Origin of the sequence: Pseudomonas mercuritolerans (assembly GCF_025706525.1) — a bacterium.
In the GTDB taxonomy this organism is placed as follows: Bacteria; Pseudomonadota; Gammaproteobacteria; order Pseudomonadales; family Pseudomonadaceae; genus Aquipseudomonas; species Aquipseudomonas mercuritolerans.
The window spans coordinates 359,263-377,711 of record NZ_JAMSHA010000007.1 but is presented as its reverse complement, the minus strand read 5'-3'; the positions used below and the strand labels follow the sequence as shown (position 1 = coordinate 377,711).

Genomic DNA, 18,449 nt, shown 5'->3' with positions numbered 1-18,449 from the left:
GACTGCCGCCCGCCGAAAGTTTCCCCAACTTGCTTGCGCTTGGCACTCCCTCAAGCCACTTACCGTCAGCGCCCTTGTCGTGCCCATCCCAGTCCTTGCCCCAGCCAAACTCCACGGCACAGATGTAGTCGGCGATGTGCTCGCCGCTGACACCCAAGCCCTCGTTCAAAATGCTGGAAGGAGCCTGAAGACCAACTTTGGAGGCTTCGACCTGATTGGAGTGAGTGCCACTGGCACCGTCTGTGCCTTTGGCTGCAACGGCGGCATCTTTGTTCGCAGGCTTTTCCGCTCTTTTCGGATGGCTTGAACCGGAGGAGGCAGCAGAGCTGTTGCGCTGCATGCCTTTCCATTTGACCAAGCGCTTTTCAACAATTCCGACCATGGCCGGCATGTTGTCGCGGGAGGCGGCAAGGACGGTGACGACTGAGGTCTTTGCCCAGTTGGGCAGGCTTTGAAAAGTCGAAGAGCCTTTTACGCCGGTGATGATTTCGTCGAGTTCGGCGCGCAGCTTGCCGGCGTCGAATATCTGCTTGAGCAGTTCTTCCGGGCTGGTTTTGATGCCGCACTCTTGCAGAACGAAGCGCAGCAGGTCGAACAACACCGGGGCGTACCGTTGTGGGTCTTTGTTGACGATTCGCAGGCTCTTTTTCAGGCCGTCGCCGGGACCGGGGATCCAGCCGATGACGGCCATCAGCAGGTCGAATTGCGCATCTTCCTTTCCATCGGTCGACTCTGCGTTGTAGAGGACGATGGAGGATTCGATGGTGTCGTAGGCGTCGATGGCTTGTCCCAGAAATGGCACTGCGCCCAGCGCGATACCTTTCGCCAGTTCGACTGCAGCCTCTTGATAGGCGGCGCTACGGTCTTCGCCACCGTCGTTTGCGCTTTCAGCTACTGCCTCGCTCATGTCAGCCTCCCTGCGGCTTTCTCTACTAGTGCCTGTAAATCGACCTGATTCGGGTCGAGCCCGAGTTTGCGCAGGTCTTCGTTAACCTTTTCATCCGAGTTCTGCACGACCGCTACGCTTTCACGGGTGAACGGCCGCGGGTCCTCGCCGTAATAAACCTTGGCCGGGCCTTTCGGGACGTCCTCAAGGCGGGCAAAACCGTCATCGTCCAGCACACCTTCGCGAGTTGAACCGTCTGCAAACTCAACGCGATAAGAGGCACCAGGGACAGGCTCAAGGTTGTCGTAATGCAAATTCAGTTCAAGCCACGTCGGATTGGCTTTGGCTGTATCCATCAGTCTGCCGGCGGCGTCCACCGCCGCGAGCCCTGGAATCAACGGCGCCAGAATCCCGATCCCAGTCCCCACCCCCGGCGCACCACCGGTATTCACCTTCACCTCAGCGCCGCTAATCGTGACACCACCCGCATCCACCTTCACAAAACTCCCGCCAGCCTTGGCGGTGAGTTCCATGCCACCCTCAATCACCACCTTCTCACCAGCGTGATAGTGAATCTCCGTCCCGGCCTCAACAAACTGCCCAGTCCCAACCTTCACATGCTGCGTCACGCCCACTGTCAGGTGATCATCCGCGCGCATTTCGCTGATGCGGTCCAGATGGGTGATCCGGTGTTCTTCGACCTTGAACTCGCTCAACACGTTGGCTTCAACAGTGTCATGCCGTTCGTTGCCGACGCGGATTTTCTGGTCGTGTTCGATGTTTTCGTCCCAGTCGCGCTGGGCGTGGATGTAGATCTGTTCGGCGCCTTTTTTGTCTTCAATGCGGAATTCGTTGTAGCCCTTGCCGCCGGGGGAGCTGAGGGTTTTGAAAGTGCTGCGGGTCTTGTTGGCCGGCAGGTCGTAGGGGACGACGTTTTCCTTGTGGTACAGGCAGCCGGTGACGAGGGGCTGGTCGGGGTCGCCTTCGAGGAAGGTGACGAGCACTTCCATGCCGATGCGCGGGATGGCGATGCCGCCGTAGGCGCTGCCTGCCCAACCGCTGGCGACGCGCATCCAGCAGGTGGTTTTATCGTCGGACTGGCCGTCGCGGTCCCAGTGGAATTGGACTTTGATGCGGCCGTACTGATCGCAGTGGATTTCTTCACCGGGCGGGCCGGTGACGATTGCGGTCTGGCTGCCGAGGACTTTCGGTTTCGGGTGTTCGAGGGCAGGGCGGTAGTGCGCGTCCCACGGGGTGGCGAGGAAGCTGTTGCGGTAGCCCTGGTGGAAATCGCTCTTGTTGTCGGTGACGTCGCTGGTGACGTTTTCGCCGAGCACTTGCGGTTGTTTGCCTTCGTGGAAGACTTCCAGCAGCAGCCACAGGTCGTTCCACTCGGCGCGCGGGTGTTCGGCGAGCGTGAGGAAATGGCCGCTGGTCAGCGTCGGTTCATCACCTTTGCCTTCGGCGAGTTTGTAGTCACTGCGATGGCGCTCCAGGGCGCGGGTTGAGAGGAACTCGCCGCGCTCGCGAGTCGTGAAACGGCCGGGGTAGTCGTAGTCTTCCAGGCACGGGGCGAATTCGGATTTGACCGCGCCTTCGGGCAGCAGCTTGGGTTTTTCGAAATCGTAGTCGCGACGGCTGACGCGGGTGGTGCGGGTTTCCAGGCGCAGGTTGAAGCGCTTGATCACCGGCTTCTCCGCAGCCATGCCGGAGTCCTGCTGATAGCTGACCGGCTTCAGTTTGCGGAACGCGATTCGATTTAAGCTCCATCTTTTTTGCCAGTGCGTGTCCTCTAAGATGTTCACCATTAAAGTGCATATAGAAACGTAGCCTTGGGTAGAACAATCGCCTACCCATGGCTCTCTGTTTGTGCTCGAACTCGGATAGCTCAAGCGGTGTTCGCTATCGCCCCTTGCGGGACTTGGGCAACTCGCACGATGGCTTGATTCTCTTTGTGATCAGCCCATCGTTGGATTTGAGTTTTCAGTTCCGGTAACTCGGCACGATCACCGTACACGTCGGAAAGCTCTACAGTTGTTTGCTCCAATAAATCTATGTTCTTCAGCGTAGTCTCGATATTTTCGAGCTCTTTTTGATTATGGCTCACTGCCAGAGAAATTTCCTTCTGGCGAGTTTGGAGTTCAGACATAGTTGATCTTCTCTGGAGAGCCGTTGCGCGATCCTGAGGTCTGCCTTCAATCGTTCCTCCTGGAAATTCCACTTGCTGCGCGCTCTGCCATTTTTCTAGTTCGGAGCGGTAGAACCTTAATTGTGTCCGCAGATTGAGCGCTTCGCGAGGCGTAATGATTTTCCCGCCGCTGGTTTGCGTATCTTGCCAGCGTCGCAAAGTCGCCCAGCAGGCGGGAATGTAGCCGCCAAGCATTGTATGGTCTGCCCCGTTCATCACCTGTACTCCGAAGTTGCTACGTTCAGGAGTGTCATTATTTTTGATATTCGCATAACAAAGCTGTGTCATTGCCGACTCTTCATACCCTTCGCAACCTGGAGTCCACAATACCGATGAAATCTGGTTACCTGGCAGTCGCAAAGGGGTGAAGTAGCGTTGTATGCCATGATGCCGGTAAGGCTTCCCGCCGAACCGATTCAATCCGGCACCAAATATGATTCCCCCTACAATCGGTGCGACTCCTCCAGTAACAGTGGCTGCGACTCCGGTAACCCAGACTGCTTGCTTGGTATCCATCCAAGCTGCGGGTACGCTGGGTACCGGATCATTGTTGTTTACAATTCGGTGATGAACGAGAGGTTTGGCTCCCTCGACAAAGTCCGCATCACCTGCTCTAGGTGAGCCGAAGGTATAAAGTATTGCTTGGTCGTCAAATTTATTACGTATCCATTCAGCTAACAGAAGCGCTATCGCCCCACCCAGGCTGTGGCCACAAACCACAACTCGCTGGTTATTTGTACGGAATCTGGCGAGATACTTAACCACAAAAGGTTGTAATACTTCATAGGCTTCGTGGAATCCTTTGTGAGCCTTGCCGACGCCATCTTTTACTGGTACTTGCTCCGCGTCACCATCGCGCAAGGCATCCCACTTTTCCGCTGTTCCGCGTACGGCTATGAGAATCATTCGGTCATCATGTGTGGCGTAGGCTTGCGTATCGGTTTTTTTTGAATCCAATGAGTATCCGCGCTTATCATTAAAAAAATGAACTTGCGAAGGAGTTTCCTGTTCGTCGGCACTCTTATAATGTTGCGGATCGTAAGGTATGATCTCCAATCGTTTTGAATAAGGCACATCTTCAACAATGGGATAATTTACAGTCTTGGCGTCGGCATAACGCATGGGTTCCTGATAACAGGCCAAACAAGTCTGTAGCACATGGCCGATAGTTCCTACCGCAGGGAATTTTACTTCTCCCCCAGGTTCTTGTGCCTTCGGGTTGTCGACGTCTTTTGGTGCATTAGGATTCTCAGGTACTTGCCCGAAATCGCCGTAGCTCAGCGTCGCCAACAAAGAAAGGTTATAAAGATTTACCGCGCTGAAGTCAGGCGCCAAAGAAATTAATGGCCTGAACGCCCGTAGCGCACGGACTTCCAGTACATAGTGTTTATCTGGTAATAGAGCCGTTCCGTAATCCGGAACTCTTCCCGCGGCGAAATCACAGGCAAGTTTTGTCCAGCCGTAAGGTACCGGCTTGGATAGTTTTGCCGGGGCCGGCAAGTGACGTTTGTGTTTTACAAATTGCCGAACTTCTACGTTGTAAAATTCGGCTTGTTCTGAGGAGGCTCTGTACGCGGCAGTTTTTGCTGTACTGCCGATTGGCCGATGTAACGTCTTTTCAGCTGCGACCTGAAATTCAGTCAGAGGAATTCGGTAATCTTTTCGGTCGGCAAGGGTGTCATACCAAGCGTCTCCACCCGCATATGGTTTTGCTAACGTCAGAGTTACCGGGCCTTTGTAGTTATTGATTACTTTGGCGTAGCCATCGCTGTCCAGAGTGCCATCGTACTTTTGACCCTCTGCATCGGTCAATTCATAGCTCAAGCCGGCGTAGGGTTTGCCATCTCCAAATTCGTCCACCAATCTAAAGCTGATCCAGCTGCCTCTGGCGGGGCACACGCTTTTATCACACAGGTATGGATCCGTCATAGCGAATGTCCTTATTCAGTGCAAGTTGGATATACCGTACACTCGCGGCCGTCCATTTTGAATTTTTTGAAAACTGGAGGTGTTTGGCACCTTTTTGATGTTGCGGTTTCCTGGCAGGGCTTCCATCCTTCTGTGGTCTTGATCCACCGATTGTCCATGCTAGGTTCTTCATCTCTCGCCAAGCGGAATGTGAATTTTACTTCTTTGTTTTTAATGCTTGATCGTTGAACAGTTCCGCCCGGCTTATTGCGTTCAAAATAGTCGGAGGGCACGTTCCATTCAGAATTAGCTGCGCTGCACGATAATATTTTTGAAATTCCGTCTTTTTCGATTCTTTCCACGCTTAGTTGGAACATCCAAGTACATAGACCTCTAAATTCAGAGTGATCATCGCCTAATGAAGACGATCCGTCATTGGTCGTATTTTCTTTTACAGTTATTCCGCCGAAATCTCCCCCGATATCCAATGAAGATGTGCCATAGCGGCCGTCAATGGCCATGTCTACGCGAGTCAACTCCATCTTGCATCCGGCTATGCTATAACTGAGCGGAATATCGAAGCGGGCAGTTTGTTCGATATTCTTTACATCAATCTGATCTGTTTTTTGATGCCGTCGGGTTACTTCTCCTCCTAAGCCCGCTGAATAAGTTTTGCAATCCTGACCAGCTAGTGGTGAATATTGTGATTTTGCTGTTAGACCAAAATTTGCAGGTGTAGTCGCTACCAGGGTAAACGAGTCGGACCCGTAGTGGCTGGTAATGTCTTCAATGCTGCTCTGAGCAATTTGGCTGGCGGAGGTACAGGCGCCGAATAAAGGGAGCGCCATAAGTAGTAATGAATTTAAAGTGAGTGAAGCTGATAACTTGCTCATCGTCGCGTCCCGAGAAAACTTAAAACATAACTAAAGTGGGTTGATAAACTCAGCTGAATACTCGTTTGCATCTTTCAAAATGCTCTAAAGAAGTTTCATTTGGCAAAGGAGACCATGCGACATCTTGCATACATTGTTCTGACAGTCGACGACTCAACATCAACTCCCTTTGCTCTGGTAGTTGCCAGCCCCAGACATCAAGTAAATCCAGTTGATACTCAAGCCATTCACTGACCACTCGGGTCTCAGCTAGGGTGGCAGCTGCCTCAAGGTGATAGGTCAATAACCATCGTTTTAGGTTTTCGCGCAAGATGCTGCGAGCCTGTTCACCGGACTCGGGATTGCGCAACCATGGCTCTGGATTAGGTACCGGATACATTCCAGATCTGCTGTTGTCCGCACTTTTCCATTGATTCTCGTCCCAATACAGCACACTGCCGATTGGCCCAAGCAGCAGCGGCAACTCGCTATCCTTCATATTGGCGAGGCAGCGCGCCAGCACCCGGTTGTCCTGGAACCGAAACAGCGAGCGGTCGCCGTCTTCGTCGATTACCATGCGCGCGATCCAATGCTGGGTCAGGCTGTCGAGGTCGGCCCTGTCCATACTGCCGATCCAGCCCCAGTTGCGTTCAGGGTCATCGAGCAGTCTGCGAAAGGCATCGTTGCCAGGGTTGTGCAATTCGGTCAGCCACGGACTGATTGCCGCGAACTTTGAGAATTCGGTGCGTCGGTACAATTGCACTGAGCGCTGCATGACGCCAGCGCTATACAGCGGTGTCACCGGGTTTGGTTCGGCGAGGCTGTCGAGTACAAGGATCAAGACTCGGTTGAGGCGGGATTGTTCGCCCATCCAGTTATTTAGCACGTCACTCATGCCGTAGCTCCCAAATCGCATTTACCTTCCCGGCAGGCTTCGCAAATAGGGCAACGAATATTACCCGCTGCACGAGCGGCTTTGGCCATGGCCATCTGTACGGCCGCCGGAACAAGCAGGGCGCCTGCCTTGTCTTTCGCGGCGGCCCATGGAATGACGGGTTCGAGAATCCCGATCCCAGTCCCCACCCCCGGCGCACCACCGGTATTCACCTTCACCTCAGCGCCGCTAATCGTGACACCACCCGCATCAACCTTCACAAAACTCCCGCCAGCCTTGGCCGTGAGCTCCATGCCACCCTCAATCACCACCTTCTCACCAGCGTGATAGTGAATCTCCGTCCCGGCCTCAACAAACTGCCCAGTCCCAACCTTCACATGCTGCGTCACACCCACTGTCAGGTGATCATCCGCGCGCATTTCGCTGATGCGGTCCAGATGGGTGATCCGGTGTTCTTCGACCTTGAACTCGCTCAACACGTTAGCTTCAACGGTGTCATGCCGTTCATTGCCGACGCGGATTTTCTGGTCGTGTTCGATGTTTTCGTCCCAGTCGCGCTGGGCGTGGATGTAGATCTGTTCGGCGCCTTTTTTGTCTTCGATGCGGAATTCGTTGTAGCCCTTGCCGCCCGGGGAGCTGAGGGTTTTGAAGGTGCTGCGGGTCTTGTTGGCCGGCAGGTCGTAGGGGACGACGTTTTCCTTGTGGTACAGGCAGCCGGTCACGAGGGGCTGGTCGGGGTCGCCTTCGAGGAAAGTGACGAGGACTTCCATGCCGATGCGCGGGATGGCGATGCCGCCGTAGGCGCTGCCTGCCCAACCGCTGGCGACGCGCATCCAGCAGGTGGTTTTGTCGTCGGACTGGCCGTCGCGGTCCCAGTGGAATTGCACTTTGATGCGGCCGTACTGATCGCAGTGGATCTCTTCACCAGGCGGGCCGGTGACGACGGCGGTCTGGCTGCCGAGTACTTTCGGTTTCGGGTGTTCGAGGGCAGGGCGGTAGTGCGCGTCCCACGGGGTGGCGAGGAAGCTGTTGCGGTAGCCCTGGTGGAAATCGCTCTTGTTGTCGGTGACGTCGCTGGTGACGTTTTCGCCGAGCACTTGCGGTTGTTTGCCTTCGTGGAAGACTTCCAGCAGCAGCCACAGGTCGTTCCACTCGGCGCGCGGGTGTTCGGCGAGCGTGAGGAAATGGCCGCTGGTCAGCGTCGGTTCATCACCTTTGCCTTCGGCGAGTTTGTAGTCGCTGCGATGGCGCTCCAGGGCGCGGGTTGAGAGGAACTTGCCGCGCTCGCGAGTCGTGAAGCGGCCGGGGTAGTCGTAGTCTTCCAGGTCCGGGGCGAATTCGGATTTGACCGCGCCTTCGGGCAGCAGCTTGGGTTTTTCGAAATCGTAGTCGCGGCGGCTGACGCGGGTGGTGCGAGTTTCCAACCGCAGGTTGAAGCGCTTGATCACCGGTTTCTCCGCAGCCATGCCGGAGTCCTGCTGGTAGCTGACCGGCTTCAGTTTGCGGAACACCGTCTGATCGTCGCCGAACACCAGTTTGTGGCCGCTGCTGCTGTGCTGGAAGTGAAAGTGAATGCCTTCCTCTTCGCACAGACGCTGGATGAAGTGCAGGTCGGACTCATCGTATTGCACGCAATACTCACGCTCCGGGTACTCGGCGCCGAGCTGGAAGCTGTAGGCGTCAGAGAGAATGCCGCGATCTTCCAGCACCTGGGCGATGATTTTCGGCACCGTCAGTTGCTGGAAGATCTGCTGATCATGGTTGTGCTGCAGATAGGCCAGTTGCGGCATCAGGCTGATGCTGTAGCGGGTCAGGGTCTTGCCGGAGTCGCCCTGCTCGATGCGATAGACCTGGCCGTGAATCTTGCCTTCGCCGGTGGCGCCGAACGTCAGGCAGGCGCGCTTGTGCAGCAGCTCTTCGAGCTTCAGGTCGGGGCGGGCGCTGACCAGTTCGAGGTCGAAACGGAACGGTTCGTTGAGGGCTTCGCGACCGGTGAAGCTGAGGACTTGCAGGTCGGCGTTGGCGTCTTCGATCGAGAGGGTGATGTGGGTTGCATTGGCGTCCAGCATGCCTTGAATTCCGTCCGTTGAATAAGCAGGTGATGGATGTTGCAGGATTAGACGGCCTCATTCAAGGCGCAAATGGCGTAGGTGTGGGGCCTTGATGCCATAGGGAAAACCCTTAGGAGGGCGGTTTGGGCCAGTGAAATCGGGCCTTTCATAGACGTTGATGGTGTTTGGGAGATTGCCATCGCGGGCAAGCCCGCTCCCACAGGTTTCTCGGGTGTAGACAAAATCGGCGTTCACTAAGGTCCTGTGGGAGCGAGCCTGCTCGCGAAGGGCTTCTACAACCAATGCCAGAACCGGCTCCAGAACCCGCGATTGAGGTCTTCCTTGCAGCCGGCATACTGCTGCGCATACAGATCCGAACGGTTCTGCACCTTGCGCGCGGTCGGCGGTAGCCAGGCCTTGCTGGCGTAGGTCTTGTTGCGGAAGCCGCCCCAGCCTTCGTGGTAGTTCAGGTATTGGTTATAGGCGTCGTATTTGTACACGCCGTTGATCGAGGTGGTCTTGTCCATGTACCAGCCGACGAAGTCGATGGCGTCGTCGAAGTCTTCGCGGTCGGCCCAGTTGCGACCGGTGCTTTTCTGGTAGTCGGCCCAGACTTCGTCCTTGGCTTGCGCGTAGCCGGACGCGGTGGAGACGCGGCCCCACGGAATTACCCAGAGCAGGTATTTGCGTGGCGTCTTGGCGTCGTAGCGATAGCCGGATTCCTGATACATGATCGCGAAGGGCACCTGAATCGGCACGCCCCAGCGTTTCTGGGTGACTTGCGCAGCGTCGTACCAGTCGCTTTTCTCGCGGAAGATTGCGCAGATGTCTTCCGGTGAGCGGGGCGGCGAGGTGCCGCAACCGCTCAGCAGAGTGGCCAGGGTCAGGAGGGCGAGGATGTGCCTGTGATTCAAGAGCTGTTTTCCGTCGTGCGCAAAAAGGCCGACAGTCTACGCGCTCAGCTCAATTGATGACGATAGGGCAGATCCGGACCGGTTTTGCTGCAGGTCAGCGCGGCGGCTTGCACGGCGAACCTGAGCATGCCGTCGATTTGCTCTCGACTGAGCTGCTGCACGCCTTCGACGGAGTCCAGCGAATGTTCGGTCAGCCAGGTGATCAGCGCGGCCTGGAAGGTGTCGCCAGCGCCTACCGTATCGGCAATTTTCACCGGGTTGGCCGGGACCGACCACGAGCCATGGGCGCGACTGAACACGGTCGCGCCGTCGCCGCCGCGAGTCAGGAAGACGATCTGGCAGCGATGTTCGAGCCAGCCTTCAATCACATGCTGCGGATTCTGTTCGGGATACAGCAGGCTCAGATCCTCGTCGCTGACTTTGATCAGATCGGCCAGGCGCACCAGCGTGGCGATGCGCTCGCGCCATAGCTCGATGTTCGGCTCGGGATTGAGGCGCACGTTGGGATCGAGGCTGATCAGGCGTTTGCCGCTTTCGCGCTGAACCAGCTTAAGCAAGGTGTCGCCGATCGGCTGTACTACCAGCGAAAACGAGCCGATGTGCAGGCCGCGCACCTCGTCGCCAAGTGTTGGCAGATGCGCCTCGCTCAATTGCCGATCGGCGCAGCCTTCGCCACGGAAGCTGTAATGCGGCGAGCCATTGGCGCCTACCGCGACCATTGCCAGAGTGGTCGGCGCGGCGAAATCCACCAGATAGTCCGGGCGCACACCTTCGTCCTGCAGCACTTGCTGCAAACGGCGGCCGAGGTAGTCGGTGGACAGCCCACCGAATAGCGCCGAGTCCACGCCCAAGCGGCGCAGACCGACGGCGACGTTGAACGGCGAGCCGCCGGCAATCGCCTTGAAATTGACTTTCGAGGCCAGCCCGCTGGCATCGTTTTCGCTGAAGAAATCAAACAGGGCTTCGCCACACACCAGGTACATAGTTGTTTGCTCGTTATAGGGTTGCGACATGCTGTTGATAGCGTTCGTAGGCCTGCTGGAACGCCGCGACATTGGCGGCGATCGGCAGGGTTTCGCTGCCCGCGTCGAGTTTCACGCAGCGCTCGCACAGCTCGGCCAGGGAGACATCATCGCCGTTAGAGCGCGACGCGCACCACGCCGCTTGAATCGCCGCACCCAGTGCGGCGGCTTCGCTTTGTTCGGTGCAGATCACCGGGGCGTTCATGATGTCGGCGACGATCTGCCGCCACACCGGACTCTTCGAACCGCCGCCGATCAGGCAGATGCGCAGGCTTTGTAAACCATTCTGGCGGAGCAAATCCAGCCCGTAGCGCAAACCGAAGGTGGTGCCTTCGACGGCGGCGCGGCACAGATTGGCTTGGGTCAGGTTGTCGATGGTCAGGCCATGCAGGCTGCCGGTGGCGTGGGGCAGGGCGGGGACGCGTTCGCCGTTGAGAAACGGCAACATGCTCACGCCCTCGGCACCGATCGGTGATTGTGCGACCAGATGGTTGAAGGTCGGCAGATCGAGCTTGAACAGTTCGCGAATCGCCCCGGTGGCGTTGGTCAAATTCATGGTGCAGATCAACGGCAGCCAGCCGCCGCTGGAGGAACAGAACGTGGCAACCGAGGCATCGGCGCTGACGTTCGGCTCCTCCGAATAGGCGTAGACCGTGCCGGAAGAACCGAGGCTCATGGTGATCGCGCCGGGCTGGATATTGCCGGTACCGATGGCGCCCATCATGTTGTCGCCACCGCCGCTCGAGACCACGGCGTTGGGGTTGATGCCGAGTTGCTCGGCGATTGCCGGCAGGAGAGTGCCGACGGCGGCGTGCGCGTCGATCAGCTCCGGCAGCGCGGTTTGCAAACGCCCGCTGGCGTCGATGTCGCGCAGGATCTGCAAATCCCACTGCCGCGTGCGCACATTGAAATAGCCGGTGCCGGAGGCGTCGCCGTATTCGCTGCAGGCGCGGCCGGTGAGCCAGTAGTTGAGGTAGTCGTGAGGCAGCAGAATTCGGGCGATGCGTGCGAACACGTCGGGATGCTGCTCTTTGGTCCAGAGCAGTTTCGACACCGTGTAGCCCGGCGCAATGACCACGCCGAGGCGTTCCAGCGAACCTTTCTCTCCGCCAAGGTGTGCGAGCAAGCGCTCGTTTTCCGGCGTGGTTTCGGTGTCGCACCAGAGCTTGGCCGGACGCAGCACTGCGCCTTGCTCATCGAGCAGCACCAAGCCGTGTTGCTGGCCGGAGACGCCAACGCCACGGATCGCCTGGCCGTCGACGTTTGCCGCTTGCAAGGCCTGGCGGGTGGCGCTGACGAATGCGTCGAGCCACTGTTGAACGTCTTGTTCGCGGCGGCCGTTGGCGCCGCTGATCATCGTGTGCGGCGCCGCGCCCAGACCGAGCACCTGGCCGCTGTCGGCATCGAGGATAATCGCTTTGGTGCCTTGGGTGCCGCAGTCGATACCCAGGAAGAGTTGTTGGCTGGTCACAATGAGGTCCTCAGGATGTCAGGGTGTTTCCGAGTATGGCGGCTATTCGCGAGCAGGCTCGCTCCCACAGGTCAGTGTTCCAACATCACTTGTGGGAGCGAGCCTGCTCGCGAAGACGTCAGTCGCATCGCCGCAGGATCAGGCTAGAACTCGTCCCAGAGTTCGCGAAACCCCAACCTCGCGCAGACTCTGGCAGCACCACTCGAATGCCGCAACAAACTCCGCCGACTTCGGTATCGCCGTGCCGAAAATTTCTTCCACGCCCAACAGGCGCTCGGTGATCAACTCATCGTCCGCCACCAATCCCTGACAGAACGCCGCTCGCGGGTCCGGAATCTCATACGTATCGCCATTCTCATCCACGCCCTTCAAATACAGCGCCCACGCCGCCACGACTAGCGCTGCACGCTTGGTCTCGCGGCCATCGGCAATCAGCCGATTGATCGTCGGCACGGTGAACTTGGGAAACTTCGACGAGCCATCCGAACACACGCGCTCCAGTTGATCGGCAATCGCCTGATTGGAGAACCGCGCCACCAGCGTGTCCTTGTATTCGCTCAGATCAATGCCCGGCACCGGCGCCAGCTGCGGCGTGACATCCAGATCCATATAGGCGCGCATGTACTGCACGAACAGCGGATCGTTCATGGTCTCGTGGACGAAGCGATAACCCTTGAGAAAGCCCAGATACGTCAGCGCTAGATGACTGCCGTTGAGCAGTTTGATTTTCATCTCTTCGTACGGCGAGACATCGTCGGTGAACTGCACGCCGACCTTTTCCCAGGCCGGGCGGCCGTTGACGAATTTGTCCTCCAGCACCCACTGCACAAACGGTTCGCAGACCACCGGCCACGCATCGTCGACGCCGTGTTTGTCGGCCAGTTGCAGGCGATGCGCGGTGCTGGTCATCGGCGTGATGCGGTCGACCATGGCGTTGGGGAAGCTGACGTTCTGCTCGATCCAATCGCGCAATTGCGGATCACGCAGCGCGGCGAACGCCAGCAGCGTCTTGCGCGCGACCGCGCCGTTGTGCGGCAGGTTATCGCAGGACATCACGGTAAATGCCGGAACACCCGCCGCACGGCGTTTGGCCAACGCGGCGCAGAGGAAACCGAATACGGTGCCCGGCGCCTCGGGATGGGCGAGATCGTGTTGAATCTGCGGCAGGTGCGCCATGAACTCGCCGGTGCTGTCGTCGATGCAGTAGCCGCCCTCGGTGATGGTCAGCGAAACGATGCGGATCTGCGGTTCGGCGAGTTTGTCGATCAGCGTTTGCGCGCCATCTTCGGCCAGCAGCATGTCGCGGATCGCGCCGATGACGCGCACTTCGGTGTCATCGCTGTCACCCAGTTCGAACAGAGTGAACAGGTAATCCTGCTCGCGCAGATCATCGCGGGCGCGGCGATCTTCCGGGCGCAGGCCGACGCCGCAGATTGCCCAGTCCAGCGCTTCGCCAGTGTTCATCAAGGCATCGGTGTAATACGCCTGATGGGCACGGTGAAAACCGCCGACGCCGATGTGAGCAATGCCCTGGCGTGTGTCGCCGAGGTCGTAGCCCGGCAGTTGCACTTCGGCGGCGAGGCGGTTGAGGTTCTGTTGGTTGAGTTTCATCGGATAGTCTCGAAATCAGGCGGCAGCGCGCAGTGGGCGGGTCAGCGCCACACCTTCGGCGTCGAACAGGTGGCAGTGAGTCGGGTCCAGACGCAGGCTCAATTGCTCGCCATAACGGCTGGCCAGATCGCCGCGCACGCGCATGGTCAGGGCTTCACCGGCGCTGGTGGTGACGTGGCAGAAGGTGTCGCTGCCGAGGCGTTCGCTGACGTCGGCAGTCACCTGCAACGTGCAGTCGCCGGGTTGCGCCAGCTCTAGATGTTCCGGACGAATGCCCAACGTCACCGCGCTGCCGACGCTGAGGTTGGCGGCGTTGAACGGCAGGGTGATACGCGTGCCGGCGTCCAGCGAAACTTCGCAGCTGGCGCCGTCGATGCGGGCAATCTTGCCTTTGAGGAAACCCATTTTCGGCGTGCCGAGAAAGCCTGCGACAAACAGGTTGGCCGGGTTGTGATAGAGGTCCAGCGGCGAGCCGACCTGTTCGATTCTGCCGCCATTAAGCACCACGACTTTGTCGGCCATGGTCATCGCTTCGACCTGATCGTGGGTCACGTAGATCATCGTTGCTTGCAGGTCCTTGTGCAGGCGCAGCAGCTCCAGACGCATCTGCACGCGCAACGCCGCGTCGAGGTTGGACAGCGGTTCATCGAACAAGAAAATCTTCGGGTTGCGCACGATGGCACGGCCGATCGCCACGCGCTGGCGCTGGCCGCCGGAGAGCTGTTTCGGCTTGCGCTCGAGCATCGGCCCGAGCTCGAGAATCCGCGCCGCTTCGCCAACCTTGCGCTCGACCTCGGCTTTCGGCACGCCGGCCAGATCGAGGGCGAACGACATGTTCTTTTTCACCGTCATGTGCGGGTACAGCGCGTAGGTCTGGAACACCATCGCCAGATCACGCTTGGCCGGGCTGACTTCGGTGATGTCGCGGCCATCGAGTTCGATGGTGCCGCCGCTGACCTCTTCAAGGCCGGCGATCAGGCGCAGCAGGGTGGATTTGCCGCAGCCCGATGGGCCGACGAAGACCACGAATTCCTTGTCGTTCACTTCCAGGTCGATGCCCTTGATGATGGAAAAGCCTTCGAAGCCTTTTTGCAGATTCTTGATTTTCAGGTTGGCCATGAGATGGGCCTCCGCATTGTTGTTTTTCAAGATCAAAAGATCGCAGCCTGCGGCAGCTCCTACAGGAGGTTTATACCGATTGGACATTCCATGTAGGAGCTGCCGAAGGCTGCGATCTTTTGCTTTTCAGTTCATTTCACGGCACCAAACGACAGGCCGCGCACCAGTTGCTTCTGGCTGATCCAGCCAAAGATCAGAATCGGCGCACACGCCAGGGTCGACACCGCCGACAACTTGGCCCAGAACAGCCCTTCGGGGCTTGAATACGAGGCGATCAACGCGGTCAGTGGTGCGGCATTCGAAGAGGTCAGGTTCAGCGACCAGAACGCCTCGTTCCAGCACAGGATCAGCGACAGCAGCACGGTCGAGGCGAGGCCGCCCTTGGCGATCGGCAGCAGCACGCGAACCATTTCCTGCCACAACGTCGCACCGTCGAGGCGGGCGGCTTCGAGGATGTCTTTGGGGATGTCCTTGAAGTAGGTGTAAACCATCCAGACCACGATCGGCAGGTTGATCAGCGTGTAGATCACGATCAGCGCGATGCGCGTGTCGAGCAGGCCGAAACTCTTGGCCAGCAGGTAGATCGGCATCAGCACGCCCACCGGCGGCAGCATTTTGGTCGAGAGCATCCACAGCAGCGTGCCTTTGGTGCGCTGGGTTTCGTAGAACGCCATCGAGTAGGCTGCCGGCACCGCGATCAACAGGCACAGGGCGGTGGCGCTGAAGGAGATCACCACCGAGTTCCAGGCGAAACTGAAGTAATCGCTGCGCTCGTTGATGTGCAGGTAGTTCTCCAGCGTCGGCGTGAAGATGAACTGCGGCGGCGTGGCGAAGGCGTCGATTTCGCTCTTGAAACTGGTCATCACCATCCAGAAGATCGGGAAGAAAATCACGATCGCGATGGCCCAGGCCAGGGTGCCGAGCAGCAGGCTTTGCAGGCGGCGGGATTGTTGGAGGGTCATGGCAGGCCTCACGCTTTGTCAGTCAGGTTTTTGCCGATCATCCGCACCAGAATGATCGCGGCGATGTTGGCGATGACCACCGCAATCAGACCGCCCGCCGAGGCCATGCCGACGTCGAACTGCACCAGCGCCTGGTTGTAGATCAGGTAGGCGAGGTTGGTCGACGCGTAGCCGGGGCCGCCGTTGGTGGTGGTGAAGATTTCGGCGAACACCGAGAGCAGGAAGATCGTTTCAATCATCACCACCACGGCAATCGGCCGCGCCAGATGCGGCAGGGTCAGGTGCCAGAAGATCGCGATCGGGCCGGCACCGTCCAGGCGTGCGGCTTCTTTCTGTTCCTGATCCAGCGATTGCATGGCGGTCATCAGAATCAGGATCGCGAAGGGCAGCCATTGCCACGAAACAATGATGATGATCGACAGCAGCGGGTAGTGCGCCAGCCAGTCCACCGGTTGCGCACCGAACAGCTTCCAGATGTAGGCGAGGATTCCCGAGACCGGGTGGAAGATCAGGTTCTTCCAGATCAGCGCACCGACGGTGGGCATGATGAAGAACGGCGAAATCAGCATCACCCGCACCAGGCCGCGACCGAGGAATTCGCTGGCCTCCAGCAACGCGCTGATCAACACACCGAAGACCACGCTGATAAGCAGCACGCTGCCAACGAGCAACAACGTATTGGTCGCGCCGGGCATGAAACCCGAGTCGGTGAGGAAGTAAGTGAAGTTCTCCAGCCCGACGAATTCGTTTTCGCCGGGGTAGAGCAGGTTGTAGCGGATCATCGAAAAGTACAGGGTCATGCCCAGCGGCACGATCATCCACAGCAGCAACAGCGCCACCGAAGGGCTGACCAGAAACCAGCCGGGATTGCGCACCCGCAGCTTGCGCTGGGGTGGCGACAGTTCGATGTGGGCTTTGGCAGTTGAAGTATTCATGGCATTCACAACCGAGTCATACAGACCTATGGAGATCCCCATGTGGGAGCGAGCCTGCTCGCGAAAGCGCCGGATCAGTGTCATGTGTGTTGGCTGACACGACGCCTTCGCGAGCAGGCTCGCTCCCACAAGAGGCAGGAGCAAGTCGTTCAGCGCTTACTTGGGATAACCCGCGCGCTTCATCTCGCGTTCCGTAGTCTGCTGCGCCGCCGCCAGCGCCTGATCCACCGTGGTCTGGCCGATCAGTGCCGCCGAGAACAGCTTGCCGACTTGGGTGCCCACCGCCTGGAATTCAGGGATGGTCACCAGTTGAATGCCAATGTACGGCACCGGTTTCAGCGTCGGTTTGCTCGGGTCAGCGGCTTTCAGCGATTCCAGCGTCACCTTGGCAAACGGCGCTGCGCTCATGTACGCATCGCTGTAGGTCGAAGCGCGGGTGCCCGGCGGCACGTTGGCGATGCCATCGGTCTTGGCAACCAGTTCGCCGTACTCTTTGGACGTGGCCCAGGCGCTGAAGGTTTTTGCTGCGTCCTTGGCCTTGGAGCTGGTCGGAATCGCCAGCGCCCACGAATACAGCCACGCCGAGCCTTTATCCGTGACCTGATGCGGAGCGAAGGTGAAACCGACATGATCGGCGACCTTACTCTGAGTCTTGTCGGTGACGAACGAGCCGGCGACGCTGGCATCGACCCAGATCGCGCATTTGCCGCTGTTGAACAGGGCGAGGTTTTCGTTGAAGCCGTTGCTGGATGCGCCCGGCGGGCCGGATTTCTTCATGGTGTTGACGTAGAAATTCAGCGCATTTTTCCATTCCGGGCCGCTGAATTCCGGTTTCCATTGCTCATCGAACCAGCGCGCGCCGTAAGCGTTGGCAACCGTGGTCACCAGCGCCATGTTCTCGCCCCAACCGGCCTTGCCGCGCAGGCAGATGCCGTATTGCTCTTTGTCTTTCTGGGTGAGTTTTTCCGCAAACCCGGCGATCTCTTCCCAGGTCGGCCGCTCCGGCATGGTCAGCCCGGCTGCCTTGAACAGGTCGGTGCGGTAATAGGTGATCGAACTCTCTGCGTAGAACGGCAGCGCATACAGCGAACCCTTCACCGACAGGCCTTCGCGCACCGACGGGAAGACGTCGTCGAGGGCGTAACTGGCCGGCAGATCCTTCATCGGCTCCAGCCAACCCTTGCCGCCCCAGAGTGCGGCTTCGTACATGCCGATGGTCAACACGTCGAACTGGCCGCCCTGAGTGGCGATGTCGGTGGTCAGGCGCTGACGCAGGACGTTTTCTTCCAGCACCACCCAATTGAGCTTGATGTCCGGATGCTCGCTCTCGAAGGTTTTCGAGAGTTTTTGCATACGGATCATGTCGCTGTTGTTGACGGTGGCGATGGTCAGGGTCTGGGCGCCAAGGCTGACGCTGCTGAGGGTCATGCAGGTGAGAGCGAGCAGAGCTTTTGCAGTGGGTTGCATCGTGCACTCCTTTTCTGACACCCGACGGGGCAGAAGGACAGTTATTGTTTTTGTGTCTTCCGAATGCAGGAAGAATCTGCGCTGATTACAGCCCTCAATCGAAGGGCTGACAAATCATCCCTAGCACTTTTGTTGATACTTTTTTGCA

At 58.3% G+C, this 18,449-nt stretch carries 13 protein-coding genes and 1 pseudogene; all 14 read right to left on the bottom strand.

Annotated elements, in window-relative coordinates; all coding sequences use genetic code 11:
* Positions 1-907, bottom strand: a pseudogene (locus ND528_RS21285) (hypothetical protein); the annotation flags it as partial.
* Complete coding sequence (tssI, locus tag ND528_RS21280) at positions 904-2,694, bottom strand: type VI secretion system tip protein TssI/VgrG (protein WP_408005049.1); 1,791 nt, start codon at positions 2,692-2,694, stop codon at positions 904-906. The pseudogene ND528_RS21285 and the gene tssI, both read right to left, overlap by 4 nt.
* 80 nt (positions 2,695-2,774) lie before the next feature.
* A complete protein-coding gene (locus ND528_RS21275; RefSeq protein ID WP_263471176.1) occupies positions 2,775-5,003 on the bottom strand; it encodes a lipase family protein in 2,229 nt (742 codons plus the stop codon).
* An 11-nt stretch (positions 5,004-5,014) separates the two neighbouring features.
* Complete coding sequence (locus tag ND528_RS21270) at positions 5,015-5,875, bottom strand: hypothetical protein (RefSeq protein ID WP_130929798.1); 861 nt, start codon at positions 5,873-5,875, stop codon at positions 5,015-5,017.
* 49 nt (positions 5,876-5,924) lie between these two features.
* The gene (locus ND528_RS21265) at positions 5,925-6,749 is read right to left on the bottom strand and encodes a DUF4123 domain-containing protein (RefSeq protein WP_122506825.1); all 825 of its coding nucleotides are present in this window, start codon (positions 6,747-6,749) and stop codon (positions 5,925-5,927) included.
* A complete protein-coding gene (locus ND528_RS21260) occupies positions 6,746-8,818 on the bottom strand; it encodes a type VI secretion system Vgr family protein (protein ID WP_263471175.1) in 2,073 nt (690 codons plus the stop codon). The genes ND528_RS21265 and ND528_RS21260 overlap by 4 nt, the downstream gene beginning before the upstream one ends.
* 275 nt (positions 8,819-9,093) lie before the next feature.
* Positions 9,094-9,714, bottom strand: coding sequence for a transglycosylase SLT domain-containing protein (locus ND528_RS21255; RefSeq protein WP_016774877.1), 621 nt, complete (start codon positions 9,712-9,714; stop codon positions 9,094-9,096).
* A gap of 44 nt (positions 9,715-9,758) precedes the next feature.
* Positions 9,759-10,697 (bottom strand): carbohydrate kinase family protein, encoded by a 939-nt coding sequence (locus ND528_RS21250; RefSeq protein WP_130909580.1) that lies wholly within the window; start codon positions 10,695-10,697, stop codon positions 9,759-9,761.
* A 13-nt stretch (positions 10,698-10,710) separates the two neighbouring features.
* Positions 10,711-12,207 (bottom strand): xylulokinase, encoded by a 1,497-nt coding sequence (gene xylB / locus ND528_RS21245; RefSeq protein ID WP_262137060.1) that lies wholly within the window; start codon positions 12,205-12,207, stop codon positions 10,711-10,713.
* A 138-nt stretch (positions 12,208-12,345) separates the two neighbouring features.
* Complete coding sequence (locus ND528_RS21240) at positions 12,346-13,818, bottom strand: mannitol dehydrogenase family protein (RefSeq protein ID WP_262137059.1); 1,473 nt, start codon at positions 13,816-13,818, stop codon at positions 12,346-12,348.
* Positions 13,819-13,833: 15 nt separating this feature from the next.
* Positions 13,834-14,937: an ABC transporter ATP-binding protein gene (locus ND528_RS21235; RefSeq protein WP_073476158.1), complete on the bottom strand. Its 1,104-nt coding sequence runs from the start codon at positions 14,935-14,937 to the stop codon at positions 13,834-13,836.
* Between the two features lie 131 nt (positions 14,938-15,068).
* Entirely contained in the window at positions 15,069-15,899 is an 831-nt protein-coding gene (locus tag ND528_RS21230; RefSeq protein ID WP_016774872.1) for a carbohydrate ABC transporter permease, read from the bottom strand.
* 8 nt (positions 15,900-15,907) lie between these two features.
* On the bottom strand, positions 15,908-16,834 hold the full coding sequence (locus ND528_RS21225) for a carbohydrate ABC transporter permease (protein ID WP_262137057.1): 927 nt from the start codon (positions 16,832-16,834) through the stop codon (positions 15,908-15,910).
* Between the two features lie 156 nt (positions 16,835-16,990).
* Positions 16,991-18,301, bottom strand: a complete 1,311-nt coding sequence (locus ND528_RS21220; RefSeq protein WP_039761571.1) for an ABC transporter substrate-binding protein — start codon at positions 18,299-18,301, stop codon at positions 16,991-16,993.
* Positions 18,302-18,449 lie beyond the last annotated feature (148 nt).

What these genes read in the sequence shown, in the direction of transcription:
- ND528_RS21260 (WP_263471175.1), bottom strand. Translation starts at nt 8,818, where the DNA reads ATGCTGGACGCCAATGCAACCCACATCACCCTCTCGATCGAAGACGCC.
- ND528_RS21220 (WP_039761571.1), bottom strand. Translation starts at nt 18,301, where the DNA reads ATGCAACCCACTGCAAAAGCTCTGCTCGCTCTCACCTGCATGACCCTC.
- ND528_RS21275 (WP_263471176.1), bottom strand. Translation starts at nt 5,003, where the DNA reads ATGACGGATCCATACCTGTGTGATAAAAGCGTGTGCCCCGCCAGAGGC.
- ND528_RS21235 (WP_073476158.1), bottom strand. Translation starts at nt 14,937, where the DNA reads ATGGCCAACCTGAAAATCAAGAATCTGCAAAAAGGCTTCGAAGGCTTT.
- ND528_RS21250 (WP_130909580.1), bottom strand. Translation starts at nt 10,697, where the DNA reads ATGTACCTGGTGTGTGGCGAAGCCCTGTTTGATTTCTTCAGCGAAAAC.
- ND528_RS21230 (WP_016774872.1), bottom strand. Translation starts at nt 15,899, where the DNA reads ATGACCCTCCAACAATCCCGCCGCCTGCAAAGCCTGCTGCTCGGCACC.
- ND528_RS21225 (WP_262137057.1), bottom strand. Translation starts at nt 16,834, where the DNA reads ATGAATACTTCAACTGCCAAAGCCCACATCGAACTGTCGCCACCCCAG.
- ND528_RS21265 (WP_122506825.1), bottom strand. Translation starts at nt 6,749, where the DNA reads ATGAGTGACGTGCTAAATAACTGGATGGGCGAACAATCCCGCCTCAAC.
- tssI (WP_408005049.1), bottom strand. Translation starts at nt 2,694, where the DNA reads ATGGTGAACATCTTAGAGGACACGCACTGGCAAAAAAGATGGAGCTTA.
- ND528_RS21240 (WP_262137059.1), bottom strand. Translation starts at nt 13,818, where the DNA reads ATGAAACTCAACCAACAGAACCTCAACCGCCTCGCCGCCGAAGTGCAA.
- ND528_RS21270 (WP_130929798.1), bottom strand. Translation starts at nt 5,875, where the DNA reads ATGAGCAAGTTATCAGCTTCACTCACTTTAAATTCATTACTACTTATG.